Source organism: Myroides sp. C15-4 (genome assembly GCF_050522745.1).
Taxonomy (GTDB): domain Bacteria; phylum Bacteroidota; class Bacteroidia; order Flavobacteriales; family Flavobacteriaceae; genus Flavobacterium.
In genome coordinates this window covers 1-25055 of the sequence record NZ_JBMVQX010000002.1, presented here as the reverse complement: position 1 = coordinate 25055, position 25055 = coordinate 1, and the positions used below count along the sequence as shown (strand labels likewise).

The 25055-nt window shown below is 36.7% G+C and carries 24 protein-coding genes and 2 tRNA genes; 8 read left to right on the top strand and 18 right to left on the bottom strand.

Annotated elements, in window-relative coordinates; translation table 11 throughout:
• Positions 1-24: 24 nt before the first annotated feature.
• The 6 genes from ACPDHL_RS01175 to ACPDHL_RS01150 all read right to left on the bottom strand — a co-directional run bounded on the left by ACPDHL_RS01175 (position 25) and on the right by ACPDHL_RS01150 (position 4451).
• Positions 25-330, bottom strand: coding sequence for a WG repeat-containing protein (locus ACPDHL_RS01175; RefSeq protein ID WP_430530976.1), 306 nt, complete (start codon positions 328-330; stop codon positions 25-27).
• 427 nt (positions 331-757) lie between these two features.
• Positions 758-1192, bottom strand: coding sequence for a DUF2147 domain-containing protein (locus ACPDHL_RS01170; protein WP_430530975.1), 435 nt, complete (start codon positions 1190-1192; stop codon positions 758-760).
• A gap of 355 nt (positions 1193-1547) precedes the next feature.
• A complete protein-coding gene (locus ACPDHL_RS01165) occupies positions 1548-1973 on the bottom strand; it encodes a DUF2147 domain-containing protein (protein ID WP_430531102.1) in 426 nt (141 codons plus the stop codon).
• 42 nt (positions 1974-2015) lie between these two features.
• A complete protein-coding gene (locus ACPDHL_RS01160) occupies positions 2016-2912 on the bottom strand; it encodes a YihY/virulence factor BrkB family protein (protein ID WP_430530974.1) in 897 nt (298 codons plus the stop codon).
• Between the two features lie 19 nt (positions 2913-2931).
• Entirely contained in the window at positions 2932-3792 is an 861-nt protein-coding gene (gene nadC, locus ACPDHL_RS01155) for a carboxylating nicotinate-nucleotide diphosphorylase (protein WP_430530973.1), read from the bottom strand.
• Between the two features lie 83 nt (positions 3793-3875).
• Positions 3876-4451: a DJ-1/PfpI family protein gene (locus ACPDHL_RS01150; RefSeq protein WP_430530972.1), complete on the bottom strand. Its 576-nt coding sequence runs from the start codon at positions 4449-4451 to the stop codon at positions 3876-3878.
• Positions 4452-4680: 229 nt separating this feature from the next.
• On the opposite strand from ACPDHL_RS01150, the gene ACPDHL_RS01145 reads away from it, so the two are divergent.
• From ACPDHL_RS01145 to ACPDHL_RS01135, 3 genes are all read left to right on the top strand, one after another.
• Positions 4681-5172 (top strand): hypothetical protein, encoded by a 492-nt coding sequence (locus tag ACPDHL_RS01145; protein WP_430530971.1) that lies wholly within the window; start codon positions 4681-4683, stop codon positions 5170-5172.
• Positions 5173-6208: 1036 nt separating this feature from the next.
• Positions 6209-6910, top strand: coding sequence for a YceI family protein (locus ACPDHL_RS01140; protein ID WP_430530970.1), 702 nt, complete (start codon positions 6209-6211; stop codon positions 6908-6910).
• 184 nt (positions 6911-7094) lie between these two features.
• Complete coding sequence (locus ACPDHL_RS01135) at positions 7095-8063, top strand: YpdA family putative bacillithiol disulfide reductase (RefSeq protein WP_430530969.1); 969 nt, start codon at positions 7095-7097, stop codon at positions 8061-8063.
• Here ACPDHL_RS01135 and ACPDHL_RS01130 read toward each other — a convergent pair.
• Complete coding sequence (locus ACPDHL_RS01130) at positions 8060-8470, bottom strand: Fur family transcriptional regulator (protein ID WP_430530968.1); 411 nt, start codon at positions 8468-8470, stop codon at positions 8060-8062. The two genes, ACPDHL_RS01135 and ACPDHL_RS01130, sit on opposite strands and share 4 nt — an antisense overlap.
• A gap of 401 nt (positions 8471-8871) precedes the next feature.
• Here ACPDHL_RS01130 and ACPDHL_RS01125 point away from each other — a divergent pair, with 401 nt between their 5' ends.
• The gene (locus ACPDHL_RS01125) at positions 8872-10062 is read left to right on the top strand and encodes an aromatic amino acid transport family protein (RefSeq protein WP_430530967.1); all 1191 of its coding nucleotides are present in this window, start codon (positions 8872-8874) and stop codon (positions 10060-10062) included.
• A gap of 273 nt (positions 10063-10335) precedes the next feature.
• On the opposite strand, the gene ACPDHL_RS01120 is transcribed toward ACPDHL_RS01125, so the two are convergent.
• The 3 genes from ACPDHL_RS01120 to ACPDHL_RS01110 form a co-directional block, all read right to left on the bottom strand.
• Positions 10336-11052, bottom strand: a complete 717-nt coding sequence (locus ACPDHL_RS01120; protein WP_430530966.1) for a tRNA threonylcarbamoyladenosine dehydratase — start codon at positions 11050-11052, stop codon at positions 10336-10338.
• A gap of 39 nt (positions 11053-11091) precedes the next feature.
• The gene (locus ACPDHL_RS01115) at positions 11092-11730 is read right to left on the bottom strand and encodes a TatD family hydrolase (protein WP_430530965.1); all 639 of its coding nucleotides are present in this window, start codon (positions 11728-11730) and stop codon (positions 11092-11094) included.
• Between the two features lie 75 nt (positions 11731-11805).
• Positions 11806-14439 (bottom strand): valine--tRNA ligase, encoded by a 2634-nt coding sequence (locus ACPDHL_RS01110; protein WP_430530964.1) that lies wholly within the window; start codon positions 14437-14439, stop codon positions 11806-11808.
• A 221-nt stretch (positions 14440-14660) separates the two neighbouring features.
• On the opposite strand from ACPDHL_RS01110, the gene ACPDHL_RS01105 reads away from it, so the two are divergent.
• Positions 14661-15050 carry a DUF1573 domain-containing protein gene (locus tag ACPDHL_RS01105; RefSeq protein ID WP_430530963.1) on the top strand — a complete coding sequence of 130 codons (390 nt, stop codon included), beginning with the start codon at positions 14661-14663 and terminating at the stop codon, positions 15048-15050.
• Between the two features lie 60 nt (positions 15051-15110).
• On the opposite strand, the gene ACPDHL_RS01100 is transcribed toward ACPDHL_RS01105, so the two are convergent.
• Genes ACPDHL_RS01100 through ACPDHL_RS01090 form a run of 3 tightly spaced genes read right to left on the bottom strand, consistent with a single transcriptional unit; the run spans position 15111 to position 18062 of the window.
• On the bottom strand, positions 15111-15848 hold the full coding sequence (locus ACPDHL_RS01100) for a tyrosine-protein phosphatase (RefSeq protein ID WP_430530962.1): 738 nt from the start codon (positions 15846-15848) through the stop codon (positions 15111-15113).
• A gap of 6 nt (positions 15849-15854) precedes the next feature.
• Positions 15855-16982 (bottom strand): DUF4105 domain-containing protein, encoded by a 1128-nt coding sequence (locus tag ACPDHL_RS01095; protein ID WP_430530961.1) that lies wholly within the window; start codon positions 16980-16982, stop codon positions 15855-15857.
• Between the two features lie 3 nt (positions 16983-16985).
• The gene (locus tag ACPDHL_RS01090) at positions 16986-18062 is read right to left on the bottom strand and encodes a PorV/PorQ family protein (RefSeq protein ID WP_430530960.1); all 1077 of its coding nucleotides are present in this window, start codon (positions 18060-18062) and stop codon (positions 16986-16988) included.
• 150 nt (positions 18063-18212) lie between these two features.
• On the opposite strand from ACPDHL_RS01090, the gene ACPDHL_RS01085 reads away from it, so the two are divergent.
• A complete protein-coding gene (locus ACPDHL_RS01085) occupies positions 18213-18950 on the top strand; it encodes a CDP-alcohol phosphatidyltransferase family protein (RefSeq protein WP_430530959.1) in 738 nt (245 codons plus the stop codon).
• A gap of 78 nt (positions 18951-19028) precedes the next feature.
• On the opposite strand, the gene ACPDHL_RS01080 is transcribed toward ACPDHL_RS01085, so the two are convergent.
• Together ACPDHL_RS01080 and ACPDHL_RS01075 are read right to left on the bottom strand one after the other, a co-directional pair.
• Positions 19029-19781 (bottom strand): NYN domain-containing protein, encoded by a 753-nt coding sequence (locus ACPDHL_RS01080; RefSeq protein WP_430530958.1) that lies wholly within the window; start codon positions 19779-19781, stop codon positions 19029-19031.
• 81 nt (positions 19782-19862) lie between these two features.
• Positions 19863-20444, bottom strand: coding sequence for a TIGR00730 family Rossman fold protein (locus ACPDHL_RS01075; RefSeq protein WP_430530957.1), 582 nt, complete (start codon positions 20442-20444; stop codon positions 19863-19865).
• Positions 20445-20602: 158 nt separating this feature from the next.
• Between ACPDHL_RS01075 and ACPDHL_RS01070 the strand changes: the two genes are divergently transcribed.
• Both ACPDHL_RS01070 and ACPDHL_RS01065 read left to right on the top strand, forming a co-directional pair.
• A complete protein-coding gene (locus ACPDHL_RS01070) occupies positions 20603-22996 on the top strand; it encodes a TonB-dependent receptor domain-containing protein (protein ID WP_430530956.1) in 2394 nt (797 codons plus the stop codon).
• A 43-nt stretch (positions 22997-23039) separates the two neighbouring features.
• Complete coding sequence (locus ACPDHL_RS01065) at positions 23040-23201, top strand: hypothetical protein (RefSeq protein WP_430530955.1); 162 nt, start codon at positions 23040-23042, stop codon at positions 23199-23201.
• A gap of 76 nt (positions 23202-23277) precedes the next feature.
• Here ACPDHL_RS01065 and cls read toward each other — a convergent pair whose 3' ends face one another.
• The 3 genes from cls to ACPDHL_RS01050 all read right to left on the bottom strand — a co-directional run bounded on the left by cls (position 23278) and on the right by ACPDHL_RS01050 (position 25055).
• The gene (gene cls, locus ACPDHL_RS01060) at positions 23278-24759 is read right to left on the bottom strand and encodes a cardiolipin synthase (protein WP_430530954.1); all 1482 of its coding nucleotides are present in this window, start codon (positions 24757-24759) and stop codon (positions 23278-23280) included.
• A gap of 120 nt (positions 24760-24879) precedes the next feature.
• Positions 24880-24953, bottom strand: a tRNA-Thr gene (locus ACPDHL_RS01055).
• 29 nt (positions 24954-24982) lie between these two features.
• Positions 24983-25055, bottom strand: a tRNA-Thr gene (locus ACPDHL_RS01050).

Genomic DNA, 25055 nt, shown 5'->3' with positions numbered 1-25055 from the left:
GCCTACAATAAAAGTTAAACGAATTTAATTGGTTTTTTTCTCAGAAACAATGTTTCCCTTTTGATCGATATAGAACCATGAAGGGCTATCCCAATAGTGATATTCTCCACGAGATCCCGAAACTTCTCTGCTTCTTCCTTCAAAAGTTGCTTTTGCCACTCCATTTTTAAAAGGAAAAACAAAGGCAAATTGAGGCTTAATAACCACCTGTCCTTTGACATTTGCAAATCCCATCTTCCCCTCTTCATCGACAATGCGATACATACCTTCCACTACAAAATCGGGTCCATTGTCATACAAATAAGGCTGATGCGTTGACTTTGACGTCATACACCCTACACTTACAAGCAACAAAAAACACACCAATACTCTATTCATTTGATCTTTAAATTATAACGAATTAAAAATAGTCTTTGATTTTTTGAATTCCAAAAGTACGAGATTTACCTCATATCTCCATCATACTTACCCAATTTGGTTCATGCATTTCAGCTCTTTTAACCCCTTTACTCCCTTTTTTTATGCCCCTACTCCTGGATATAGCGAGCAAAACCATCCTGTTTTTACGATCAAGACTTCCTAAACCGATCTACTTTTTTCATGCATATCACAACAAACCGCTTACAACTATCTACTAAGCCTACAAAAGATAAGCCTCAAATTCTCACCCCCTTTTCCTTTCAGGTATAAAAAGGTTGATGAAATAGCTATATATAGCAGTAAAAACACGTCAGAAAAGTAAAGAATAAACGATCGATTACTCTTTAGACCACGTTTGTTTTTTCCCTAGTAATAGAATACTTTCAACTCCTGTTACTTCCAGTGTACTATAACCAACTAACTTAAATGAACATTGGTATTCTTTTCCCGTTTCTGGATCTAAAATTGTTCCACCACCATACTTATTTCGCTCTTTCTTTTCCATATTTCTAATGATGGTTAAACCCTCATAGTTTTTTGTCGAATCTAATCCAGGGCATTTTTCGCATTTTTTACCCTTTTTCTCTGGATCTAAAACACGGAAAATGCTTCCTGTATATACGCCCTTATTTTCTTTAATCTCGATAATTGCCTTTCCTTTGCCACTAGAATCAACGGTTCTCCATTTTCCTACAATAGAATATTCGGTTTGCGCCTGCATAGACAGCAATCCTCCCAATACAAACAATAACGTAAAAAGTAATTTTCTCATCTTATTTTCTTTTTAGTAAACATAGACCATTAAAAATACGAACGCTTTTTTGATTTCTACGTCGAATTAACAAAACAAAAACAACTAACCTACTCAATTTCAACCCAAAAAAAAGAAGCTAAACGAAAGCCCCTACAGGGCGAAATTATATATTGACTTGGTATACGATCCAATAGAAAAGAGAAGAAAAAACAACTTTTCTAGAAGATTTCTAGGAGAACACTAAGTAGTGAGTCCATGGACGCATTGGGCACGTATTATGTTGACATGACGATTGACATTTGGACAAAGGTGCATGAAGTAGCTAAAAAAAGAGGATGACCTTTTGGAGCACCCTCTTGTTCGTTTATTTCTTTTACATTTTAGTCCAAGTTTGGGTTCGTCCTATTAACGAAATCCCTATATATCCTTTGACTTCTAATTTAGTTTTTCCGCTAGTTTTAATGGAACATTTATATTCTTTTCCCGATTGGGGATCAATAATACTTCCTCCTGTATATTCTTCTCCTTTTTTGGTCAAGTTTTTAATAATTGTTAAACCTTCAATAGGTTTTCCTTTATCCTCTCCTGGGCATTGCTCACATTTGGAATTCTTTTTCGCTGGGTTTAAAATCTCGACGACTGTTCCATGGTATTTCCCTCCTTTTTCTGAAATCTCGACGATGGACTTGGCATCCCCCGTTTTATCGTCAAATGTTTTCCATTTACCAACAATCGACTGTCCTTGTGCTAAAAATACTCCTCCTAGTAAAAACAGGAGTATTAACATTGAATTTCTCATCATATTTTCGCGATTTAGATTAAACAATACACTCAAATATACTTATTTTTTTAACTTAATCTTACGAATCGCTAAATTTAATTCAAAACCCAACAATAGGATCATACAGTTGATCCACAAGTAGAACATCACAACTAACAATGTTCCGATAGAGCCATATAATTCGTTGTAACGTGCAAATCGAAGCACGTATACCCCAAATCCGTAAGAGGTTACGACATATAAAATAGTTGTAAAGACCGAACCAATAGAAATAAACGATACTTTCTTGGTTTCTTTAGCGCCAAATTTGTACAAAATAGAGGTGGTCAGTAAAACAACGAGTAACAAGTACAGGTTACGCAACCAGACCAACCAATTCACGCCAATGGAAAATCGGTAAATCAAGACTTCAAGTACCACGTAAAAGGCAACAGAAAAAATCAAGACAAAAGACAGAATCAAGGACAAGGCTAAGGCTACTAAATACTGTCGAATAATATTGCGTGAAATCGTAATGTGATAGGACGACTCAAATCCGCCAATAATAGCAAATACGCCATTGGTCATCAAGAAAATAGACAATAAGAATCCCGAAGAAAGCAAAGACTTATAACTATTATTCATAATATCGAGAATAATAGATTGAATAGCTTCATAGGTATTTGGGGGTACTGAATTTTCGATAAACTGTAAAAAGTCAGCCTGAAAATTGTCTATAGGAATATAGGGAATGAGATTCAGAATAAAAAGCGCAAAGGGAAACAAAGCCATAAAGAAACTAAAGGCAATAGAACCTGCGCGATATGAAAAAGCTCCTTTGATAATACCGACCAAATACAGTTCGATTAAATCGTAAAGGGAATAGCCATCCAGGAAAGAAAACTTCACTCGTTTCAATCCTCGAACAACTTTATTGATGATAGGTATCCGATCTAACTTATCCTCTACTTCTGACATATCCCCATTTTAGTCTTTGTTATAAAACAGCTTTTAAACTTAAATCCATATTGTGAACCGAATGGGTCAAGGCTCCAGATGAAACAAAATCTACGCCACAAAGCGCATAGGTGCGAACCGTTGTTTCGTCGATATTCCCTGATGATTCTGTTTGACATTGATTCCCGATTAAGGCGACAGCTTCTTTTGTAGTTTCAAAGTCAAAATTATCCAAGAGGATGCGGTAGACATTCTCGCAGGCTAAAATTTGCTTTACTTCATCCAAATTACGAGCTTCTACAATTATTTTTAATGCTTTGTTATTCGCTTTGAGGTATTGATTGGTTTTGTCAATGGCTTCTTTTATTCCCCCGGCAAAATCAATGTGGTTGTCTTTGAGCATGATCATATCATACAAGGCAAAGCGATGGTTTTCACCACCTGCTATTTTCACGGCCCATTTTTCAATGGCGCGAATACCTGGAGTCGTTTTACGCGTATCTAAAATTTTCGTTCCTGTACCTTCTAGTACATCCACAAAAACGCGTGTTTTCGTTGCAATCGCACTCATGCGTTGCATGGCATTCAACATAAAGCGTTCTGCTTTTAGAATAGATTGAGAAGATCCTGCTACAGTTAATACAACGTCCCCTACTTTTACTGCCGTTCCATCCGAAATAAACACCTCAACAACTAAACTCGCATCCACGTAGTTTAGAATCATTTGAGCAAATTCTACTCCCGCAATAATGCCCTCTTCTTTAACTAAGACTTGAGCTTTACCCTTTGCCTCTACAGGGATACATGCCAAGGAGCTGTGATCGCCATCTCCTACGTCTTCTCGTATTGCATTGACTATAATTTGATTTAATTCGGCTTGGAATTGTAGTTCTGAAATCATAAATAAAAAATTTGCGCTGCTAAAATAAGAAATGTTTTACAAGTGTTCTTCTTTTCGCCGCGCAAACTACTAAATGATAGCTACTATCCTATTTTGATTCCTAATAACGTATAAAATTCGCTCAAAATAGCTGGATGTCCTGGCCAAGCCGGTGACGTAGTCAAATTGCCATCCGTAATCGCTTTATCCGCATCAATTTCTTTATAGGTTCCCCCTGCTACAACGATATCTGGTCCTACAGCTGGATAAGCTGTCAGGGTTCTTCCTTGTAAGACATTAGCTGGTGTTAAAACCTGAATGCCGTGACAAATTGCAGCAATAGGCAAATTCTTTTCAAAAAAGAACTGTACAATCTCAATCACTCTTTTGTTTAATCGAATGTATTCCGGCGCACGTCCACCACAAACATATAATCCAGCGTAATCTTCTACTTTTACTTCATCAAAACTCTTGTTAATCACGAAATTATGTCCCCTGCTTTCCGCATAGGTTTGGAATCCAACGAAATCGTGAATTGCCGTTGCAATGATATCATGCTTCTTCTTTCCAGGACAAACTACATCTACTGCTACCCCTACAGATAACAAGGCTTGGTAAGGAACCATCACTTCGTAATCTTCCACAAAATCACCTGCTAACATTAAAACTTTTTTTGCCATAATTCTTTATTTTGTTGATTAATTTCTTCTAAATTACAACAATCTATTCAATTCAGAAAACACCTACTCTTAAAAAGAAGTGGTTCTTTATTACACAAGGCGAACCTTGTCATTCAGACAAAGGCTTTTATCTCTACTTCGAACAAAAAAATATTTTATCCCTTGTTGACCCTGCGTTTGACAATTTTGCCTTAACTTTAAATATTCTTTATTTAAAAATTGTTTTCAGATGAAAAAACTACTCTTTATGCTTTGTATAACCTTGGGGATGGTTAGTTGTAATCAAAAGGTAGCACCTCCTCAAACGGTAAGTGTCAATGATCAATTCTCCATGGAGATGCCCGCCACACTAGCTGCCATGACTGATTTATATCCAGATGCAGCCATTCAATACGGGAATACCTTCAAGCAAGTGTACATCGTAGCGAAAGAATCACCGAAAACAGAAGATTTCGCGACTTTTACGCAAAAAGCATTGGCTACCTATGCCAATAGACCCGATTACGAAATAGTAAAAGAAGACGAGGTTCGAATTAACGGATTGCCTGGAAAAATCTATAAACTAGCTATGTCCCAAGAGGGAAACTTCATGTTCATGATTCAAACGATGATTGAAGGGAAAAAAGGAAACTATGAGCTTATTGGTTGGACTATTGGACAGAATCAAACCTATCAAGGTGATGAATTAATGAATATTATCTCAACCTTTAAAGAACTTTAATTTTTTTAAATACGTTACCACTATCAAAAGAATGATCCCAAGGGTCATTCTTTTTTTTGTGCCACAACACCGCTATTTTAGCACTTTTTTATCACATCGCCCTAAGCGAAGTTAACAGAAGATTTCCTTCGATCGCGCGGATTTACTTTGTTTACTATTTTTTTTCAATCGTTCTTTTCTATGCACAAGCTACATGAATAAACTACAAACCTACATCAGTCGAAATTAACCCGCAATACCCCCTTCCCTTATATGTAAAAAAAACTCAAATGGCTTTATTTGCCTCTATACATAAAACACAAACATCTGCTTTTCAGCCATTTGTACTGTTTAGTTTTAGTTTTGTTTGGGTCTTCTTTGGGTCTCCTTCGAGTCTTCTTCGATAAACATGCGTATTTACGGGGGATTACCCCACATTTACCGAAGAAGACTCGAACATGACTCGAAGAAGACTCGAACAAAACCCACCCCCTTTCCGATTTACTGCAAGAAACTAAACACTTCTTTTTCGTCTAAATTCATGTAAAAACAAAACGCATTGTAGGTAACGAATCCAATGGTGCGGATTTGAATCCGTGCCATCATCTATCCATCCAACTGTTGTTAGGGTTATGAAATAGGCACTATACCTATCCGTTGCTTTGTATCTTGTTGACATTGTTCTTATAGATTTATAACAAATAGTTTTACCGCACGATTAAAAATCTGCGCAATCGAACAAGCAAGGAAAAAAAGGGCTTTTTTAGATGGGGTTTTGTTTTTTAGGCTGTTTAGACTACCTCTTTTTTTGTGCCACAACACCGCTATTTTAGCACTTTTTTATCACATCGCCCTAAGCGAAGTTAACAGAAGATTTCCTCAAAAACCCATCTTTTTTATCCAAAAAGACATTTATTTAAAAGTATAATCAATAAAAAAGGCGTCATTATTTCACAAAAAACGTTTATTTATAACTTTTTAACACTCAACTCGTTAATAAATTCTTGCATATCCATTTTTGTATTGTACATTTGACGGAACAAAATAGCGAATTAAGATGAAAAAAATTTTATTATCAGTAGCAGTAGTAGCTGCTCTTTCATTAGCATCATGTGGAAATAAGAATGCTGATAAAGCAACAACTACAACAGAGCAAGAAGTTGCAACAGAACAAGGAGACAAATATGCTGTTAACTTAACAGAAAGTAGTATAAGCTGGAAAGTAGGACACAAAGGAGGACTTAATCCTCGTTTTGGTACTTTAGCATTAAGCGCTGGAGACATTGCAATTGACGCTAACGGATTAAACGCTGGTTCTTACACAGTAGACATGAATTCTATTAAAGTTGACCGTGCTTCTGTTGATGCTGATGAGGATATTGAAAAATTAGGTGGACACTTAAAAAGCCCTGATTTCTTCGACGTAGAGAAAAACCCTACAGTAGAATTCAAAATCACAAAAGTAGAAGATTTCGATGCTGCACAACACAAAAGTACAGTAGAAGGAGCGAACAAAATGGTAAGTGGAAACTTAACTATTTTAGGAAAAACAGTAAACATCACTTTCCCAGCTAAAGTAACTGTAGAGAATGATAAAGCTGTAATGCACGCTTCATTCATCGCAGATCGCGCTGCTTGGGGATTGGTATTCGGTACAACGGATAAAGACTCAGGTGCTGCTTTAAACCCAGCAGATTGGGCAATTAGCCAAGACATGGAAATCGGGATTCATTTAGTTGCTGATAAAGTAAACGAATAATCTTTTCTAGATAAATAAATCAAGAGGGTGTCCCAAAAGGACATCCTCTTTTTTTTAACCTATTTTTATTTTTAACCTATTTTTAGCTTGGTCTTTCGCTAGCCTTTCACTCCCATCCAAAATAATTCAATACTTTTGTTAGAAAGACAACCAAACACCCTTTGTTGGGTTTATTTTTTATACAATGAAACAACTAGACGTACTAATAATCGGTGGAGGTCCCATCGGTATAGCCTGTGGAATTGAGGCAAAAAAAGCGGGATTAACCTATTTAATTATTGAAAAAGGTTGTTTAGTGAATTCACTGTATCACTATCCGATCAATATGCAGTTCTTTTCTACTTCAGAACTATTAGAACTCGATCAAATTCCCTTTATTAGTGCAGAAAATAAACCACGAAGAAAAGAAGCGCTAGAATATTATAGACGCGTGACACATTTACACGATTTGTCAATTCATTTGTTTGAAAAAGTAATACAAGTAGATAAACAAGCGGAGGGGCATTTTCACGTACAAACAACAAAGGCACAGTACGCAGCTACTCATGTTGTAGTAGCTACTGGTTTTTATGATTTCCCTAACCTTTTACACATCCCTGGTGAAGAGCTACCAAAAGTTTCGCACTACTACAATGACCCTCATTTTTATGCCAATATGCAGGTTGTTGTTGTGGGAGCGAGTAATTCCTCTGTCGATGCAGCACTAGAATGCTATCGCAAAGGAGCTAAAGTAACCATGGTAGTTCGAGATAGTGCCATTAGTTCTCACGTGAAATATTGGGTCAAACCCGATATTGAAAATCGAATCGCAGAAGGGGCTATTCAGGTGTATTTCAACAGTCAATTGACAGCTGTTACTGAATCTGAGGTTTACATCCAAAGTGAAAAAGAATCTCATCGTATTCCCAATGACTTTGTATTGGCTCTTACAGGCTATCGCCCTGATTTTACTTTCTTACAACAGCTTGGTATTCAAATAGAAGAATCTGCCGATCAGTTCCCTACCTACAATCCAGAAACGATGGAAACGAATATTTCAAAGTTGTATGTAGCAGGCGTTGTTTGCGGTGGTTTAAATACTCATACGTGGTTCATTGAAAATTCGAGAGTACACGCTCAACGCATCATGCAGCATATTGTCAAAACGGTTTAAGATTTACAATCGCTACAAACGCCCTGTGCAATAACCTCAATTTGACTCAATTGAAATCCGTCGGGAATCTCAATGGTTGGAATGACTACTTGAGTCAGGCAGATTGTCTTTTTACATTGATTGCAGATAAAATGCAAATGGGTATCTCTGTGTTTTTCTTCCGAACAATTAGCAGCACACAAAGCGTATTGTGTAGTGTTATTTGCTGTTATGCGATGTAGAAGCCCTTTGCTTTCAAATGTTTTAACGGTGCGATAAATAGTCACGCGATCCGATTGATCAAAGCTATTTTCTATATCCGCCAAGGATACAGCTCCCTCTTGTTTTTTTAAGAATTTTAAAACTAAGATGCGCATCGCAGTGGGTTTGATATTTTTGGACAGTAATTCTTCTTCGATATTCAACATAGTGCTTTCTTTTTGATCTACTCAAAGATAAACATTGTAATTCAATTCACAGAAAGACACTTTAGGGAAATGCTTGTACTTTTTTCATGTAGCCTTGTATTTTTCGCTCATTTATTCACTAAAAACCAACAGATTAACGACCTAAAACTAACACAAACAACCCTTCATACACGGAGAAACAACAAGAAAAACAACAAGAAATATTCAGTTATATTGAGATTATCTCAATATTAAGCTAGATCATATCGTAAAGTCTACGAATAAAAACATATATTTATTTTTTTTACGGTCTTTTTTAGTGAATTTTAAAAAAAAATAATCCAAGGTATAATAGTTGTGGTAGTTCACAAGTATTCGTCCTAAGGATGAACAACGAATAAATAATAAAAATTTTAAACAAAATGCAAAAAATTATCGGAAGTATTCTTATTGTAGCAGGAACTACAATAGGCGCAGGCATGTTAGCCATGCCAATTATATCGGCCAATGTGGGTTTTTTATTTATGTCATTCATCTTGTTCTGTATTTGGTTTGCTATGTTTTATACTTCCGTTTTACTAGTAAATGTCTATCGATACAATGATACCTCAGCAGGTTTCAATACGTTAACGTTAAAATATTTAGGAAAACCTGGTGCTTATATTACGGGGTTAAGTATGCTCACCTTGATGTATGCCCTTGTTAGTGCCTATATTGCTGGAGGCGGAGATATTGTTCGCACCAACCTCGAACAGTGGTTGGCTATCGAGGTATCTCCTCAACTCAGTGCAATTATCTTTACGCTTGTCTTTGGGGGAATTATTGCCTTTGGTACAAGAGCCGTAGACCATAGCACTAAGGTTATCTTTTCTATTAAGATCATTTGTCTTTGCTTGGTTCTCGGACTTTTACTTCCTCATATTGAAATGGCTTATTTGAGCCATATACCCTCCAGTCCGCTACCGGTATTAGCAACGATTCCCATTATTTTCACCTCTTTTGGGTTTAGTGTAGTTATTCCTAGTTTGGTGAAGTACTTGGACGGGAATCTACGCCAACTCAAATGGGTGTTTTTTGTGGGAAGTACGCTTCCTTTGGTTCTATACCTCATCTGGGAATTGACTATTTTAGGCAATATTGAGAGTGCTGTTTTCAGTGCTATTTTACAAAACAATGCCGGACTAGAAGGCTTGCTCTTAGCCATTAAAGAAATCAATAATTCTCCATTCATTAAAGTAGCCTTTACCATTTTTGCCGCCGCAGCTATCCTTACTTCATTTTGGGGTGTTGCCATGGCTTTAAATGACTATATTAAAGATTTAGCCAAAGATCGACCAAGAATTAAACACAACGTCAGTGCGTTTATCTTGACCTTCTTACCTCCTATTTTATTTGCCTTGTTCTATCCTGATGGATTTGTAATCGCCCTAGGATATGCCTCTATCTCTTTGGTAATTCTCGCTCTAATTATCCCTATGCTGATGTTGCAAAAAGCAAAAAAAATAGCGGGTGAAAAAACAAGTATTTTCCAATATTGTATCTACGGATTTCTGTGGATCTTATCTGTAGCCATTGTAGTGCTTCAACTGTTATTGGCTTTTGAAGTACTTTAAGATGAGATTTTCTCGGTCTACTCGATTTATCTCACCTAGTTTATATTTGTTTCGGTATTCGATGAATATATCTCACCTAGTTTATATTTATTTCGGTGTTCGATGAATCTACACTGCGTTCCGATTTTCACTGCGATTCGATTTTCACTGCGCTTCGATTTGTTTAAATTCTTCTATAAGATAATTATTGTTATCCATGATTGTCCTAGCAAAGTACAAAGAGCAAAAAACAAAGAACAAAGAACAAAAAAAGCAACCCTAAAGTTGCTTTTTTTATTTTGCTAGTAAATAGCGAATTACATTTTCTGCTGCATGTAAGCCAAACAAAGCAGGCATCCAGCTGTTCGTTCCAAAAAACGACTTTTTAAAGTTTGATCCATCCGTCATTTTCAAACTACTTTCATCGGGTTTTTCCGTTGAAAAGATTGCCTTTACTCCTGATGAGATCCCCTCTTTCTTTAAGCGTTTGCGGATTTGTTTTGCCAAAGGACATACATCCGTTTTGCTGATGTCTTTCACCACTATTTTTGACGCTTGCATTTTTCCACCAGCTCCCATAGCGCTGATTACTTTTACGCGTTTGCGTTTAGCAGCGAGGATTAAGTTGATTTTAGGTGTAATACTATCAATACAATCCAAAACGTAATCGTATTCTTCCGTTACTACTTCATGGGTACGTTCAGGAGACAAAAACTCCTCGATACGCGTGAGGTTTAATTCGGGATTGATATCTAGCAAACGATCTCCTACCACATGTACTTTTGCCCTACCTACTGTAGAATGTAAAGCAGGTAATTGCCTGTTGATATTGGTGATATCAACAGTATCTCCATCTACAATAGTCATCGTTCCCACACCTGCACGAGCCAAAAACTCAGCGGCAAATGATCCTACTCCCCCTAATCCAACAACTAATACGTTGGCGTTTTTTAATTTTTCGAGCCCTTCTTCTTTAAAAAGCAAGGCTGCTCTTTCTTGCCAAATAGCCATCTATTTCTATTTATTAATCACCCTAAAAGGCTGTTTTTATTATTCTTTATTCATCACGCGTTTAAAATTGGACGCTACAATTTCATCAATAGCTGGACGTAATTCTGCTGCTTTAGCATAAACCTCTGCTATGGTTATAGTCTGATCGTCATCCGTTTCCAAAAACACAAACGCTTTGGGTACCGCAACAAAAGTTTCTTGTAATCGCGTATTACTCAGAAGTGCGCGACCAAAAGAGAGATAGATCCCATTTTTCCATAAACTCTCGGCTACTTGTTGATGTTTATTAAATCCATGAACAATGAGCGGAATAGTGAGATTCAATCGCTTCTTAAGTGCAATGATTTCTTGATAGGCAGAAACGACGTGCAAAATTACAGCTTTTTTATTTTTTTCTGCAAGAAGTAATTGACGAAGCAACACTTCTTCTTGTAATGCCAAGGGAATTTCTATTTTCTTATCGAGTCCGCATTCGCCAATCGCCAAACAATTGGGGTGTTGAAGGTGGTTTTCAATGAAATGCAATTGTTCCTCAATCAAAGCAGGTTCAATATACCAAGGATGAATACCCAAAGAAAAATGAGGAATTGTCAAATCGACCGCAAGCAAGTCTTGATTGACAATTGCCAATGTATCTAGTTCACTAGATCGATAATGGGTATGGAGGTTGTATTTCATAAGAGCGAAGATAAAAAAAAAGGTCTTTCGTTTGCTTACACAAACGAAAGACCTTAGGATCAACTTTTTTTATGTCTATTTCAAACCAGCTAAACTGTGTTCAATCGTTGAAATTTTAGCCAACGCATCGGCTTCTTTTTGTTTTTCATTCGCTACAACTTGTTCAGGAGCTCCACTGACAAATTTTTCATTTGATAGCTTTCCTTGTACCGATTTCAAGAATCCTTTCAAGTATTTCAATTCTTCTTCTAGTTTTGCTATTTCTTCTTCCACATTGACATTCCCTGCCATTGGAATAAAGTATTCATTCGATTTTACTCGGTATGACAATGCTCCACTTACTTGATCTGTTACGTATTCCAAACTTACCACATTTCCTAATTTTGAGATTATACTGTCAAAATAGGTTGAGATGTTTTCGTTGTTGATTACTTTTAAATCAATTGTTTCCTTGAACGCAATGTTTTTATCCTTTCTGATGGTACGGATACCTGCAATAACCTCCATAGCGAACTCAAACTCTTTGATTAATTTCTCGTCATACTCTTTTATTGCTGGCCAAGACGAAATCACTAAGGCTTGTTCAGGCGTACGCGTATGGATGTGTTGCCAAATTTCTTCAGTTAAGAAAGGCATAAATGGATGTAAAAGCTTCAAGTTTTCCTCCAACAATTCAATTACTTTCGCATAGGTAGTGGCGTCGATCGGCTGTTGGTATCCCGGTTTAATCATTTCCAAGAACCAAGAACAGAAATCATCCCATACTAATTTATAGATGGCCATTAAGGCATCTGAAATTCTGTATTTTGAGAAATGATCTTCGATTTCCACTAGTGTTTTTTGCAATTTTGCTTCGTACCAAGCCAATGAAACTTTGGCTGTTTCAGGTTGTTCCAAGGTTTCAGATACTTCCCATCCTTTAATTAGACGGAAGGCATTCCATACTTTATTGGTAAATGCTTTTCCTTGTGCACATAAGTCTTCGTCGAATAAGATATCATTTCCTGCTGCTGCAGATAACAATAAACCTACGCGAACTCCATCAGCACCAAACTTGTCAATTAATCCTAACGCATCTGGAGAGTTTCCTAGTGATTTTGACATTTTACGGCGTTGTTTATCCCGTACGATTCCCGTGAAATAAACATTGGTAAACGGTTGTTTACCTGTATACTCGTAACCTGCCATGATCATACGCGCTACCCAGAAGAAAATAATATCGGGTCCCGTTACTAGATCATTTGTTGGATAATAGTACTTAAACTCTTCATTTTCAGGATCAATTAATCCGTTAAATACAGACATTGGCCATAACCAAGAAGAGAACCAAGTATCCAAAGCATCTTCATCTTGTTTTAAATCGGCTACAGTTAAATTTGCATTTCCCGTTTTGGTTTTTGCTAATTCAAGCGCTGCTTCTTTTGTTTCCGCTACAACGAAGTCTTCTTTTCCATCTCCATAGTAGAAGGCTGGAATTTGGTGTCCCCACCATAATTGACGAGAAATATTCCAATCGCGAATATTTTCCAACCAGCTTCTATAGGTACTGTTATAACGACTTGGATATAGTTTTACCTCTTCTGTTGTCATTACCGCATCTAAAGCAGGTTTTGCCAATTCTTCCATTTTCAAGAACCACTGATCAGACAAACGCGGTTCAATTACCGCTTTTGTACGCTCTGATGTTCCCACGTTATTCAGGTAGTTTTCCACTTTTTCCAACGCGCCAATTGACGCTAATTCAGCCTCAATTTCCTTGCGTACGACAAAGCGATCTTTTCCTTTATAGTGTAAACCTAAATCATTTAGTGTCGCATTAGCATTAAAGATATCAATGATTTCTAAATTGTGACGTTCTCCTAGGTCTTTATCATTTACATCATGTGCAGGGGTAACCTTTAGACATCCTGTTCCGAACTCCATGTCCACATACTCATCAAAAATAATCGGTACAACGCGGTTGCAAATCGGCACAATCGCTTGTTTTCCTCTTAGGTGTTGATAGCGTTCGTCATTTGGATTAATACAAATAGCACTATCTCCCAAAATCGTTTCTGGGCGTGTAGTTGCAATCGTCAAATAATCCGAAGTACCTTCGATTTGATAGTTTATATGGTATAGTTTTCCTTGGCGTTCTTCATAGATTACCTCTTCATCTGATAGCGTAGTCTTCGCTTCAGGATCCCAGTTTACCATGCGGTATCCGCGGTAAATTAATCCTTTGTTATACAAATCAACAAACAACTTAATCACTTGTTGTGACATTGCTGGATCCATCGTAAATTTTGTACGATCCCAGTCACACGAAGCGCCTAATTTTTTCAACTGATCTAAAATCACGCCTCCATATTCCTCTTTCCATTCCCAAGCGTGTTGTAAAAATTCTTCTCTAGTTAGGTCGTTTTTATTGATTCCCTGCTCTCTCAATTTAGCGACGACTTTAGCTTCAGTTGCAATAGATGCGTGATCCGTTCCCGGGACCCAACATGCGTTTAGCCCTCTTAAACGGGCACGACGTATTAATACATCTTGAATTGTAATATTCAACATATGCCCCATATGCAATACTCCTGTTACGTTTGGAGGAGGTATTACAATCGTGTACGGCTGTCTCTCATCTGGTATAGATCGGAAAAAATTATTTTCCATCCAATACTGATACCATTTTTGCTCTACTTGCTTTGCGTCAAATTGTGCAGGAATTACCATTATTCTATAATTTAATTATTAAAAAAAGACAAAACATCCAGTTGCTTAGCAGAAAAATAGTTTTTTTCATTCTTTGTAACCGTAGTTTTCGTTATCTTTGTATTGTACAAAAGTAATTATTACTCGTCAATTATAAAAGTATATCTAAAATCGAATATGCAAAAAAATTTGCGAGTTTTCGAAAAGTTTTTAATTTTACAAAACAACAAAAAGTTATAGTAATGAAAAAATTAATAGCAGTATTCGCATTAGTATTATCTAGTGCTTTGACATTTGCTCAAAATGGTCCAAAGATTCAGTTCGCAGCTGAAAACAACACAATCGATTATGGTACAGTAGTTAGAGGTACTGACGATGGGTTGCGCTCTTTCGAATTTACAAACACAGGAGATCAACCGTTGATCATTACGAATGTTCGTTCTACATGTGGATGTACAGTTCCTTCAAAACCAACAGAGCCCATTATGCCAGGTAAAACAGGAAAAATCGATGTGAAATACAACATGAGCATTGGTAGAATTAGCCGTACGATTACAGTTGAATCGAATGCCGTAAACTTTGAAAACGGTACGGTGCCTTTGAGAATTAAAGGAGAAGTTGTTGATAAATAGTTTCTAACACATATAAAAAAAGCCACTCAGACGAGTGGCTTTTTTTATATAGTTACTGTATTACTTTCTAAATTCTTGATTATTGTGAATGGCCTGTGTAAAAAACTCTACGCCTTTCACCTCTACTTTAGATTCAAATCCTCTAATGTGTTTTTCGTGATGAATATCCGATCCAACAAAATCAATTAATCCGTTAGATAATAAAAAATTAGCCGCTTCTAAAACGTGTTTACCGTAATAACCTGTTACAGAAAGTAAATTCATTTGGAAGTGACAGCCTGCTTTTTTCAGCTTCTTATACATAGCTGTATTTTGATGGTAAAAGTTGTAACGCTCTGGATGAGCCAACACAATATCGTATCCGTTTGACTTCAATTGAAATAAGATGTCCATCAGTTGAATAGGTGGGTTCATATACGACATTTCTACCAACACATACTTGTTCTTTAACGTTAAGAGCTCTTTATTTTCGATACGAGGCAATAGTGTTTCATCCATCATGTATTCAGAAGCAACACGCAAGTCTATCGCTTTAGATTCTGCTGGTAATTCCTCTTGTACTTTTTGATACTGACTTAGAATACCTTCTCTTGTATTTTCCCAAACTAATGGGGTCGTATGTGGTGTAGCAATGGCTTGTTCAAATCCCAACTGCTGCATCGCTTTAATAATAGTTCGCGTATCTTCAATGGTTTGGGCACCATCGTCAATTCCATAAATTAAATGCGAGTGAATATCCACATAATTATCGGGAATTAAATCTTTTAAAATAGGTTTTGATTTAAAAAAAGAAAACATAGTCTACTATTTATTCTTCACTCTATTTTGTAAAACTGGCTTAAATTCCAAAAATAAAGTTACAAGAGTTAACAGGTACAAAGGTAAGGTTATTATTAATTTTTCTGAATAAAAATTCAACATAACATACAGTATTAACAATATTACAACAATAATACCCAATATTGACTTAATTTTATTTAACGATTTAACAAATGGAATAAAAATAAGTAGAGGATTACATAAAAAAACCACATTATTCAGTAGTATTTCCCCATGCAGAGAATAAAAACCCACCAGTAAGAAAAACCATCCAAACAAGCCAATACAAACAAAATAGATCGATCGAATAGTCTTATTTAAGGTTAATACCATCAGAATAAGCATAGCCAAGGAGGCGAACCAGTAGGTATTCCACCATACATAGCTATCGGTTGGCTGGGATTGAAAAACGTTTTTTTCCTCTTTGACTAAGGGTTGGTTTCCATTTTTACTTTGTGTCAATCCCAACTGAAACTTATCAGGTAAAAACAACAAATTTGAGGGGTGATCAACTTTATTACCAAAAATTAAATTAATGCCCAACTTTTCGAAATAGCGATCTTTTAAATAGGTATTTAGTATGCTTCGATAGGTAGCTGTATTGCCTTTTACTGCCACTTCTACGGGGGTTGGCAAAACGTCATTGAGAATATCGACCACTTTGGTTGTACAGTTTTGGTCGATAAATTTATAGATATAATAGCGATTTTCTTCCTTTAGCGATTGATTTAAGTTGGTCCAAATGGTTTGCTTTTGTTCTACCGACAGGTTGAGTTCTTGTTCTACCACGGATCGATTAGCGTAGGCGTAATTAACTACAAAATTTTTATAATTTTCATAATCGACAAAATAAAGTAAATCCCCTTTGACAAATTTACCATAGAAATTAGGGGTACTAAAATCAAACATGCCATAGTTGTACACGCGATCGATTCCCTCTGCTGGATCGTAAACGCGAATAGCAGTATGTCCAAATAAGGAGTAGAGTTCTCCTCCTGTTCCACAAGTTAAGACGCTAATTTGCGCTTTCTCCGACAACTTTCGCTCGGCTGTATTTCCATAGGTTAGTTGTAAGAGAAGCACTGCAAAAAGCAACGCGAATACTTTTTTCATTTTCTATTTTCTAAAAATTCCTAAATCTAATTTTAACGAGAAGACATTTGAATAAATGGCTGCACTTTGATCACCTATATCTGTTAAGGCATAATCGACTTGGATACCTTTATAGTGGAATCCCACACCAATATTGGGTTGAAATTCCATTTTTTTGGTATTGTCCATTTGCCTGTTATTTTGGAAGTTTCCTACACCTCCGCGTACAAATACCAAATTGGCATAACCAAATTCAACTCCCAAGGAGGGTGTCATACTCATGGATCCGCTGGAGATCACCGCATTCGTTTCGGCGAATTCCACATGAACTGCCATAGCGGCTAGCAAATTCAAATCACGAGACAATTGTACATTTTTGGAAACCCCTACTTGCAGTTTAGGCAATGTAATTTCGGTTGTTTCTGGTAATTCTTGATTCATTCCTTCCACGGCATCTTGTACTTTGCTGTATTCTTTTTTGTTGATGCTCCACATGTTGTAGGTCGTCGTAATATCTCTGGCCATCACACCAAACATCCACTCGGACTTGGTTTTGTATTGCACCCCAGCATCAAAGCCAAATCCCCAAGAATCAGCAAATTTCCCAATGACACGGCGAACTACCTTGGCATTGATTCCATAGGTTAGCCCTGCAATGGGGGTATTACGCGCATAAGACAACACAAAGGCATAATCTGCCGCAGAGAATAGACTAATGCGGTTATAATCGATATTTCCATGTTGATCAATTAGCTCTGTGGTATTCATAATATCATCAACACCAAATCGGATGATCGAGAATCCTAAGGCGCTTTTTTCATCCAAAGGCATAGCAAATGCACCGTAATCATATTGCGCAATATTGGCAAAATAGCTCGCATGCATCAAAGAAACCTGTTGATCTTCTAAGCGCATCAATCCAGCGGGGTTCCAATATACCGCATTTACGTCACCTGTTGAGGATACCACGCTATTTGCCATTCCCATAGACACCGCATCAACTCCGATATTTAAAAATTCATTGGAATATTTTCGCGCTTTCTGGGCATTGGCAGCAAATCCAACACAAAAGAGCAACGTACCTACTGCTAGTTTTTTCACAAACCTCTTTTTATTATTTATACTAAGTTGTAAAAATAGTAAAAAACTAAAAGGCGAGGGCGATATTATTATTTGTAAGTTTATAATACCTTTGTCTTAGGAAATAACGTTTATATTTATATCCTAGATCAAGACCTAAATAACAATTACATGAAAAAACACATTCCAAATTTCATCACTTTATTGAATCTCCTTTCAGGACTAATTGCTTGTATTTACGCTTTTGATGATAACATCCTCATGGCCTTTATATGGGTGTGTATTGGTATTTTCTTTGATTATTGGGACGGATTTTTAGCTCGAATTCTCCACGTAAAAAGCGAACTAGGTCTTCAACTGGATTCCCTAGCTGATATGGTAACCAGCGGTGTTGTTCCTGGATTAATCATCTACAAACAATTGGCTAATATTCAAGAGACGCAAGGTCCATACAATTTGACTCCCGAAACGTATTATATGGCTATTGTGCCTTATCTCGGCTTCCTTATTACCTTGGGGGCAGCATATCGCCTAGCAAAATTTAATATAGACACCAGACAAACGGATTCATTTATCGGATTGCCTACACCAGGCAATGCCCTTTTCATTTTGAGCTTACCTCTTATTGTAAGTACAACCAATTCAGAAGCTGTTATTTCTTTCTTGAGTAACCCTTATGTATTGGTAATTATCAGTGTATTGAGTGCGTATATTATGAATGCAGAGTTGCCGTTATTTTCGTTAAAAATAGATCCTAAAAACTTAGGTGCCTCTAAATTGCAACTGGGTTTTGTAGTTGTTTCTATTATCCTCTTGGCCGTATTACACTATTTAGCTATTCCAGTTATCATCTTGCTTTATATTTTGCTTTCAGTGGTAAAGAATATGACTGTAAAAAAAGTAGTTTAAATACAAAACTATAATACTCACAAAAAAACAGCTGTCTTTAACGTAAAGACAGCTGTTTTTTTAAAAGCTATTCACAAGCTATTTCTTCTTGACTAAAGGGTGATTTAATCCCTTCACGTTATTGTTGATCACTTCATAAGTTTTGAGGTGTTTGAACATCTCGGTTAGATTTCGAAACCCATAATCACGGGGATCAAAACTGGGATTTAACTTGCGTAGGTTATTCCCTACTGTAGAAATATACGCTTCTACTTCCTCATCTACAGACATATCAAATGCGCGATCAATAAGACGCATTTCTTTTTTACTGATTGTTCTTACTTCATTTTCTTCCTCTTCTCCAACCACTTGTTTCTTCTCCGCACTTGCTGCTTTTTCCACTTGAACAGCTTTGGGCATCAAAGTTTCACAATAGGTAAAGATTTCACAGGACTGCACAAACGCATTCGGTGTTTTCTTTTCTCCTATCCCCATAACAAAGATTCCTTCTTCGCGGATTCGCTTCGCCAAACCTGTATAATCACTATCACTGGAAACAATACAAAAGCCATCGACCATTTTATCGTGTAGGATATCCATGGCGTCGATAATCAACGAGCTGTCGGTTGAATTTTTCCCTGAGGTATAGTTGAATTTTTGAATGGGTGAAAAGGACAAATCATTGAGTAAATCTTTCCAACTATTCATTTGTGGAGTAGTCCAATCACCGTAAATACGGCGTATAGTAACCTTTCCGTATTTCGATACTTCCGCTAAGATATTCTCTAATAGTTTTGCTTGTGCGTTATCGCCATCGACGAGTATCGCTATATTGTTATTGTTTTTTTCCATTTTTACTTTTATTCATACTTGAGTAGGTAAAATACGAAAAATAAGTCCGAAAATAACTATTTTAATCTTTTTTTAGCACTCTTAGACGGTTTGATCCTTTGTGATCCATTTGCCGGCCTTTGGCGCTTCGTATTGACTCATTTGCTGTAATAGATCCTCAATATCAGCCGAAATGATAATCATTTCTCTATTTTCTTGCTTTAAGAACCCTTGTTCTACCATACGATTGATCATTTGCATCAACGGATCGTAAAATCCAGCAACATTTAATAGTGCAATTGGTTTTTTATGCAACCCCAACTGTCCCCAAGTCAGCACTTCAAAAAATTCTTCCAACGTACCATACCCTCCTGGTAAAGCAATAATGCCGTCAGATAATTCATCCATTTTAGCTTTGCGTTCGTGCATGGTATCCACGTGATAAAGAGCTGTTAACCCTGTATGTCCCAATTCGACATCTGCCAAAAAATACGGCAAGACCCCAATTACTTCCCCTCCATGTGCTAATGCCCCATCAGCAATAGCCCCCATTAAGCCGACCTTTGCACCGCCGTACACAACACCAATCTCATGTTTAGCTAACGCTTCTCCTAAAGCTGTTGCCTCTGTCCTATATTCCTTTTTATTTCCTGAACTTGAACCACAAAAAACAGTATATCTCATGAATTTATATTTTTTCTAAATAAGGTGTAAAAAACTAAAAATCAAACATTTAAAAATAATTAATTTATTTTTTTACTTTTTTATTTTTTTGCGATGTAACAAAAGTAACGATTCTCAGTCTATTAGGGTAGACAAAAAAACTTAATTCAACTAATCAAATGAATTCAAAACTAACTTTATTGTTTTTTTTACTTTCCTTTTGTGGAGTCTACGCCCAAAGTTCAGTAAAAATATCAGGACGCGTGTTGGACAAAAACCTAAATGAAGCCATTCCTTATGCTACGATTACCCTTAAAAAAGGAGATGCGGTGATTACAGGAGGTATGACATCTGACAACGGTTCTTTTACTATAACTGCTGTTGCTGATACCTATAATTTAGACATTCAATTTATAGGATACACGCCTTTTCACAAAGAAATTACCTTAAAAAGTGCTACAGATTTAGGTACGATTTACCTAGAGGCCGAATCGACAACCTTAGCTGACGTAAATATTGTAGCAGAACGATCTACAATTGAACAAAAAATTGACCGCAAAGTCATTACCGTTGGTAAAGACTTAACTACTGTAGGGGCTACTGCAGCTGATATTATGAATAATATTCCTTCAGTTAACGTGGATAAAGATGGCAAAATTTCATTGAGAGGAAATGAAAACGTGCGTATCTTATTAGATGGAAGACCAACAAATATGTCTGCAGAACAATTGCTGAAACAGATTCCGTCAACCTCAATTAAAAGTATTGAATTAATCACTAACCCAAGTGCAAAATACAACCCAGAAGGCATGTCGGGGATCATCAATATTGTGTTACACAAAAATACATCAGATGGGTTTAATGGTTCTATAGATAGTGGTGTTACGATTGCTAAGAACATTCAGTCTACCACTTCTTTAAACTTAAACTACAGAAAAGGGAAGTTAAACTTTTTTGGAAATGCGAGTTATTCTGATGGAAAATCGAAAAATGACGGTGAAATGTTTCGCAAGGATATTCTATCGCCTACAACCATCAATATGTTAAACAACAACAAGAATATATTATATAAAGTTGGGGTTGATTACTATATTAACGATCAAAATACCTTGTCTTTTTATACGAATCAAAGCACGAATAAACACAGTGTTGATTTAAAAACGACAACGCTCTACCCTGATCAATCGTTTGACAATATTTTTCAAAAGACGTTTTACGACAATAAAAATACATTTAGTACTTACAATTTAGCGTACAAACATCTATTCGCTAAAAAAGGACATACGTTAGATGTTGAGATGAATCACAACATCAACAAGTCAGATATGGATGGTGACTACCTAACAAAATTAGGTGTAGCCAACGACTTGCTCTATCAAGATGGCAACAACGACAAAAATACCTTGTCAACGTTAAACATTGATTACGTCAATCCCTTAAACGATCATACCAAGCTAGAATTAGGGGCTGAAGCTAGAATTTCAAGAGCAGATAATAGCTTTAATTCAAACAATCCACTAATTCCAATCAACCAAAAACACATTGACAATAAGTATGATCAAGATATTTTTTCGGCTTATGCAACTTTCGGTCAAACCTTAGGTAAATTCAACTACCAAGTAGGAACGAGAGTAGAGAGTTATAAAGTAGATTCTAAATTGGATGGGGCTTCGACATTTAAAGATGATTATGTAACGCTTTATCCATCGGTTTACGTGGGCTATAACCTTACAGATAGCGATATGTTTAACGTGAGCTATAGCCGTCGAGTAGATCGCCCTGGGGTAAGACAAACAAATCCAGTGCGTCAATTCTCTACGCCATTAATGACGATGGTAGGGAATCCAGAACTAAAACCACAGTTTACCAATTCTGTTGAGTTAAATTATACGCGTTTATTTGCGAAGAGAAGCAGCATTACAGCTGGTGTGTACTATAGACGTATCAACCACGAAATTAATCACGTTATTTACGATGATCCAGAGAACGACAATCCAAATGCGTTGTTAATGACTTTTGACAACTATAAATCAAACGATGCTTACGGATTTGAAGTTTCTGCGAATATCCTTGTTACCTCTTGGTGGGATATGCAACCAGCAATTGATTTCTCTAGCATTAAACAAACGGGATTTGTATCTCAATTAGACGCTACAGGAACCATGAATACCGTATTGCGTGATATCACAGCAAATGCATTTAACGCGCGTTTAAACAGTAATTTCAAAGCAACAAAAAACCTTCGCTTCAACTTATTCGGATTTTATAGAGGAGGCGTAGATGGAATTACCTCAGACGCACAAGAAATGTACAAAATTGACGCAGGTGCTCGTTATGCCTTACTCGATAATAAGTTAAGCATCAGCTTCCGATTTAACGATATCTTCAACACGATGTCATATAAATACAAAACAAAATATCCTTATCCTTCAACTGGTGAATTTACCTGGGAAAGCCAATCGGTATACATTGGTGTAAACTATACCTTTGGTGGTGGAAAAGGACGTTCGTTGCAAAGAAAGTATAGAGATACCAACACGAAACAAAGTGGTGGTGCAGGAGGATTATTCTAAATTTCTATACAAGACTTCAATTATTACGCGAAAAAAGGATTCTTTGAAAAAGGGATCCTTTTTTTTAGTTTACGATGAACAGTTTATGGTTAACGGTGAACCGTTTACAGTGTATCGCAAACCGAGCAAAGAGCAAAGAGCAAAGAACAAAGAACAAAAGAGCAAAGAACAAACCGCACAAATTCCCATTTATTACTATATTTAATAATGAAATTAATGTTTAAAAACGGTCAACCATATTTAGGGACATTCATTCACCCTTCTCCCTTTTCCCTTCTCCATTAAAGTAAAGGAGACAACAGACGCAAAAAGCTATTTTTTAGGCGATGCCATTTGGAGCGTTTATTCCAACGGTCTAGTTTCAGTTGAATAGAATCTTTGCAATCTGCTTCAAACATGGCACGCATCTGACGAGCAAAATCCATATCATAGAGTACCACATTAACTTCAAAATTTAGATCAAAGCTTCGGTGATCCAAGTTACACGTTCCGACTGAGCTAATTCCAGCGTCAATCACCCAGGTTTTTGCATGTATAAATCCTTTTTTATACAAGTAGATTTCAACGCCTGACTCTAAAAGTTCTTGAAAATACGATTCTGAAGCCAATTTAACGGTTAGAGAATCTGTAATTCCCGGCAAGAGTAACTTGACTTTTTTTCCACTGAGTACCGCCATTTTAATTGCCACTTGGAGGGATTCATCGGGAATATAGTAGGGCGTTGTAATACAAATTTCATGTTCGGCCTCTTGGATGGCTTGTAATACGCTAAATAAAATAGAAGGCACATCGGAATCAGGTCCTGAAGCGATTACCTGCACAGGTAATGTCTTTTGTTTTCCCAAGTGAATTTTAGGAAAGTAATCCGCGGTAAAGCTCAAATTTTCTTTACTACAAAAATTCCAATCCGTTAAAAACACGTGTTGCAGTCCGTAGGCGCCACTTCCTTCAATTCGGATGTGGGTATCGCGCCAGAAGAAGTCATTTTCAGCCTTTCTACTGTTGTCATATCGATCCGATATATTAATTCCCCCTGTATAGGCAATTTGCCCGTCAATTACCACTATTTTACGGTGATTGCGGTAATTGAGACGATTTGCTAAAGCTAAGAGAATAATCTTATTAAATGCGAAGGCTTGTACACCATTGGTTCGTAAATCTTTTACAATATTTTTACGAATACTTCTACTGCCAAAATCGTCATAGATAAAGCGTACCTCAACTCCTTCTTTGGCTTTCGCTTTTAACAATTCGGCAATTTCCCTGCCTATTTCGTTATTTTCATAGATATAATATTCGATGTGAATATGGTGTTTTGCTGCTTTGAGATCTGCCAATAAACGCGGAAAAAACGCCTCTCCATTTTGAAGGAGTTCCACATCATTATCAACCAATAATGGCCCTTCACCCACAATATCATTAGCCAATAACTTCACAAAAGAGCGATGTTTATCTACAATAGGATGTCCTTGTTGGTTTAAATCGAGGTGTATTTCACTTAGACGTTTGTATAAACGTTCACCATAATTGTCATTGGCAATTAATTTTTTAGAATACATCTTCCTTCTGCGGTAGTTGATTCCGAAGGAAAAATAGAAAACGATTCCAAAAACAGGTACAAAGAAAACCAACAACAGATAGGCTAGTGTTTTCGAGATGGAATCGGTATCATAGATAATTCGAATCGCAACGAGAATTGCAATGATGAAGTAGACCACTTCCCAATAAATAATCCATTCTGATTCGAAGAGTAAAGATATCATAGCTTGAATTCTTTCGATAAGAGAAACACTAATTTCCGATTAAACGGAATCTAAATTTACGGAATCTTTGAATAGGAATAAAGAAAATAAAAAAAGCTTCCTAAGAATAGGAAGCTTTAGAGCCGATGGAGGGACTCGAACCCACGACCTGCTGATTACAAATCAGCTGCTCTAGCCAACTGAGCTACACCGGCAAATTGCCTTGCAAGACTTTTAAATATTGAGCCGATGGAGGGACTCGAACCCACGACCTGCTGATTACAAATCAGCTGCTCTAGCCAACTGAGCTACACCGG

Coding starts and splice junctions, on each gene's coding strand:
- ACPDHL_RS01110 (WP_430530964.1), bottom strand. CDS start 14,439: ATGGTAATTCCTGCACAATTTGACGCAAAGCAAGTAGAGCAAAAATGG.
- ACPDHL_RS01165 (WP_430531102.1), bottom strand. CDS start 1,973: ATGAGAAATTCAATGTTAATACTCCTGTTTTTACTAGGAGGAGTATTT.
- ACPDHL_RS01095 (WP_430530961.1), bottom strand. CDS start 16,982: ATGAAAAAAGTATTCGCGTTGCTTTTTGCAGTGCTTCTCTTACAACTA.
- ACPDHL_RS01125 (WP_430530967.1), top strand. CDS start 8,872: ATGCAAAAAATTATCGGAAGTATTCTTATTGTAGCAGGAACTACAATA.
- ACPDHL_RS01075 (WP_430530957.1), bottom strand. CDS start 20,444: ATGAGATATACTGTTTTTTGTGGTTCAAGTTCAGGAAATAAAAAGGAA.
- ACPDHL_RS01085 (WP_430530959.1), top strand. CDS start 18,213: ATGAAAAAACACATTCCAAATTTCATCACTTTATTGAATCTCCTTTCA.
- ACPDHL_RS01120 (WP_430530966.1), bottom strand. CDS start 11,052: ATGGCTATTTGGCAAGAAAGAGCAGCCTTGCTTTTTAAAGAAGAAGGG.
- ACPDHL_RS01105 (WP_430530963.1), top strand. CDS start 14,661: ATGAAAAAATTAATAGCAGTATTCGCATTAGTATTATCTAGTGCTTTG.
- ACPDHL_RS01080 (WP_430530958.1), bottom strand. CDS start 19,781: ATGGAAAAAAACAATAACAATATAGCGATACTCGTCGATGGCGATAAC.
- ACPDHL_RS01150 (WP_430530972.1), bottom strand. CDS start 4,451: ATGGCAAAAAAAGTTTTAATGTTAGCAGGTGATTTTGTGGAAGATTAC.
- ACPDHL_RS01070 (WP_430530956.1), top strand. CDS start 20,603: ATGAATTCAAAACTAACTTTATTGTTTTTTTTACTTTCCTTTTGTGGA.
- cls (WP_430530954.1), bottom strand. CDS start 24,759: ATGATATCTTTACTCTTCGAATCAGAATGGATTATTTATTGGGAAGTG.
- ACPDHL_RS01115 (WP_430530965.1), bottom strand. CDS start 11,730: ATGAAATACAACCTCCATACCCATTATCGATCTAGTGAACTAGATACA.
- ACPDHL_RS01140 (WP_430530970.1), top strand. CDS start 6,209: ATGAAAAAAATTTTATTATCAGTAGCAGTAGTAGCTGCTCTTTCATTA.
- ACPDHL_RS01175 (WP_430530976.1), bottom strand. CDS start 330: ATGACGTCAAAGTCAACGCATCAGCCTTATTTGTATGACAATGGACCC.
- ACPDHL_RS01135 (WP_430530969.1), top strand. CDS start 7,095: ATGAAACAACTAGACGTACTAATAATCGGTGGAGGTCCCATCGGTATA.
- ACPDHL_RS01130 (WP_430530968.1), bottom strand. CDS start 8,470: ATGTTGAATATCGAAGAAGAATTACTGTCCAAAAATATCAAACCCACT.
- ACPDHL_RS01145 (WP_430530971.1), top strand. CDS start 4,681: ATGAAAAAACTACTCTTTATGCTTTGTATAACCTTGGGGATGGTTAGT.
- nadC (WP_430530973.1), bottom strand. CDS start 3,792: ATGATTTCAGAACTACAATTCCAAGCCGAATTAAATCAAATTATAGTC.
- ACPDHL_RS01100 (WP_430530962.1), bottom strand. CDS start 15,848: ATGTTTTCTTTTTTTAAATCAAAACCTATTTTAAAAGATTTAATTCCC.
- ACPDHL_RS01160 (WP_430530974.1), bottom strand. CDS start 2,912: ATGTCAGAAGTAGAGGATAAGTTAGATCGGATACCTATCATCAATAAA.
- ACPDHL_RS01170 (WP_430530975.1), bottom strand. CDS start 1,192: ATGAGAAAATTACTTTTTACGTTATTGTTTGTATTGGGAGGATTGCTG.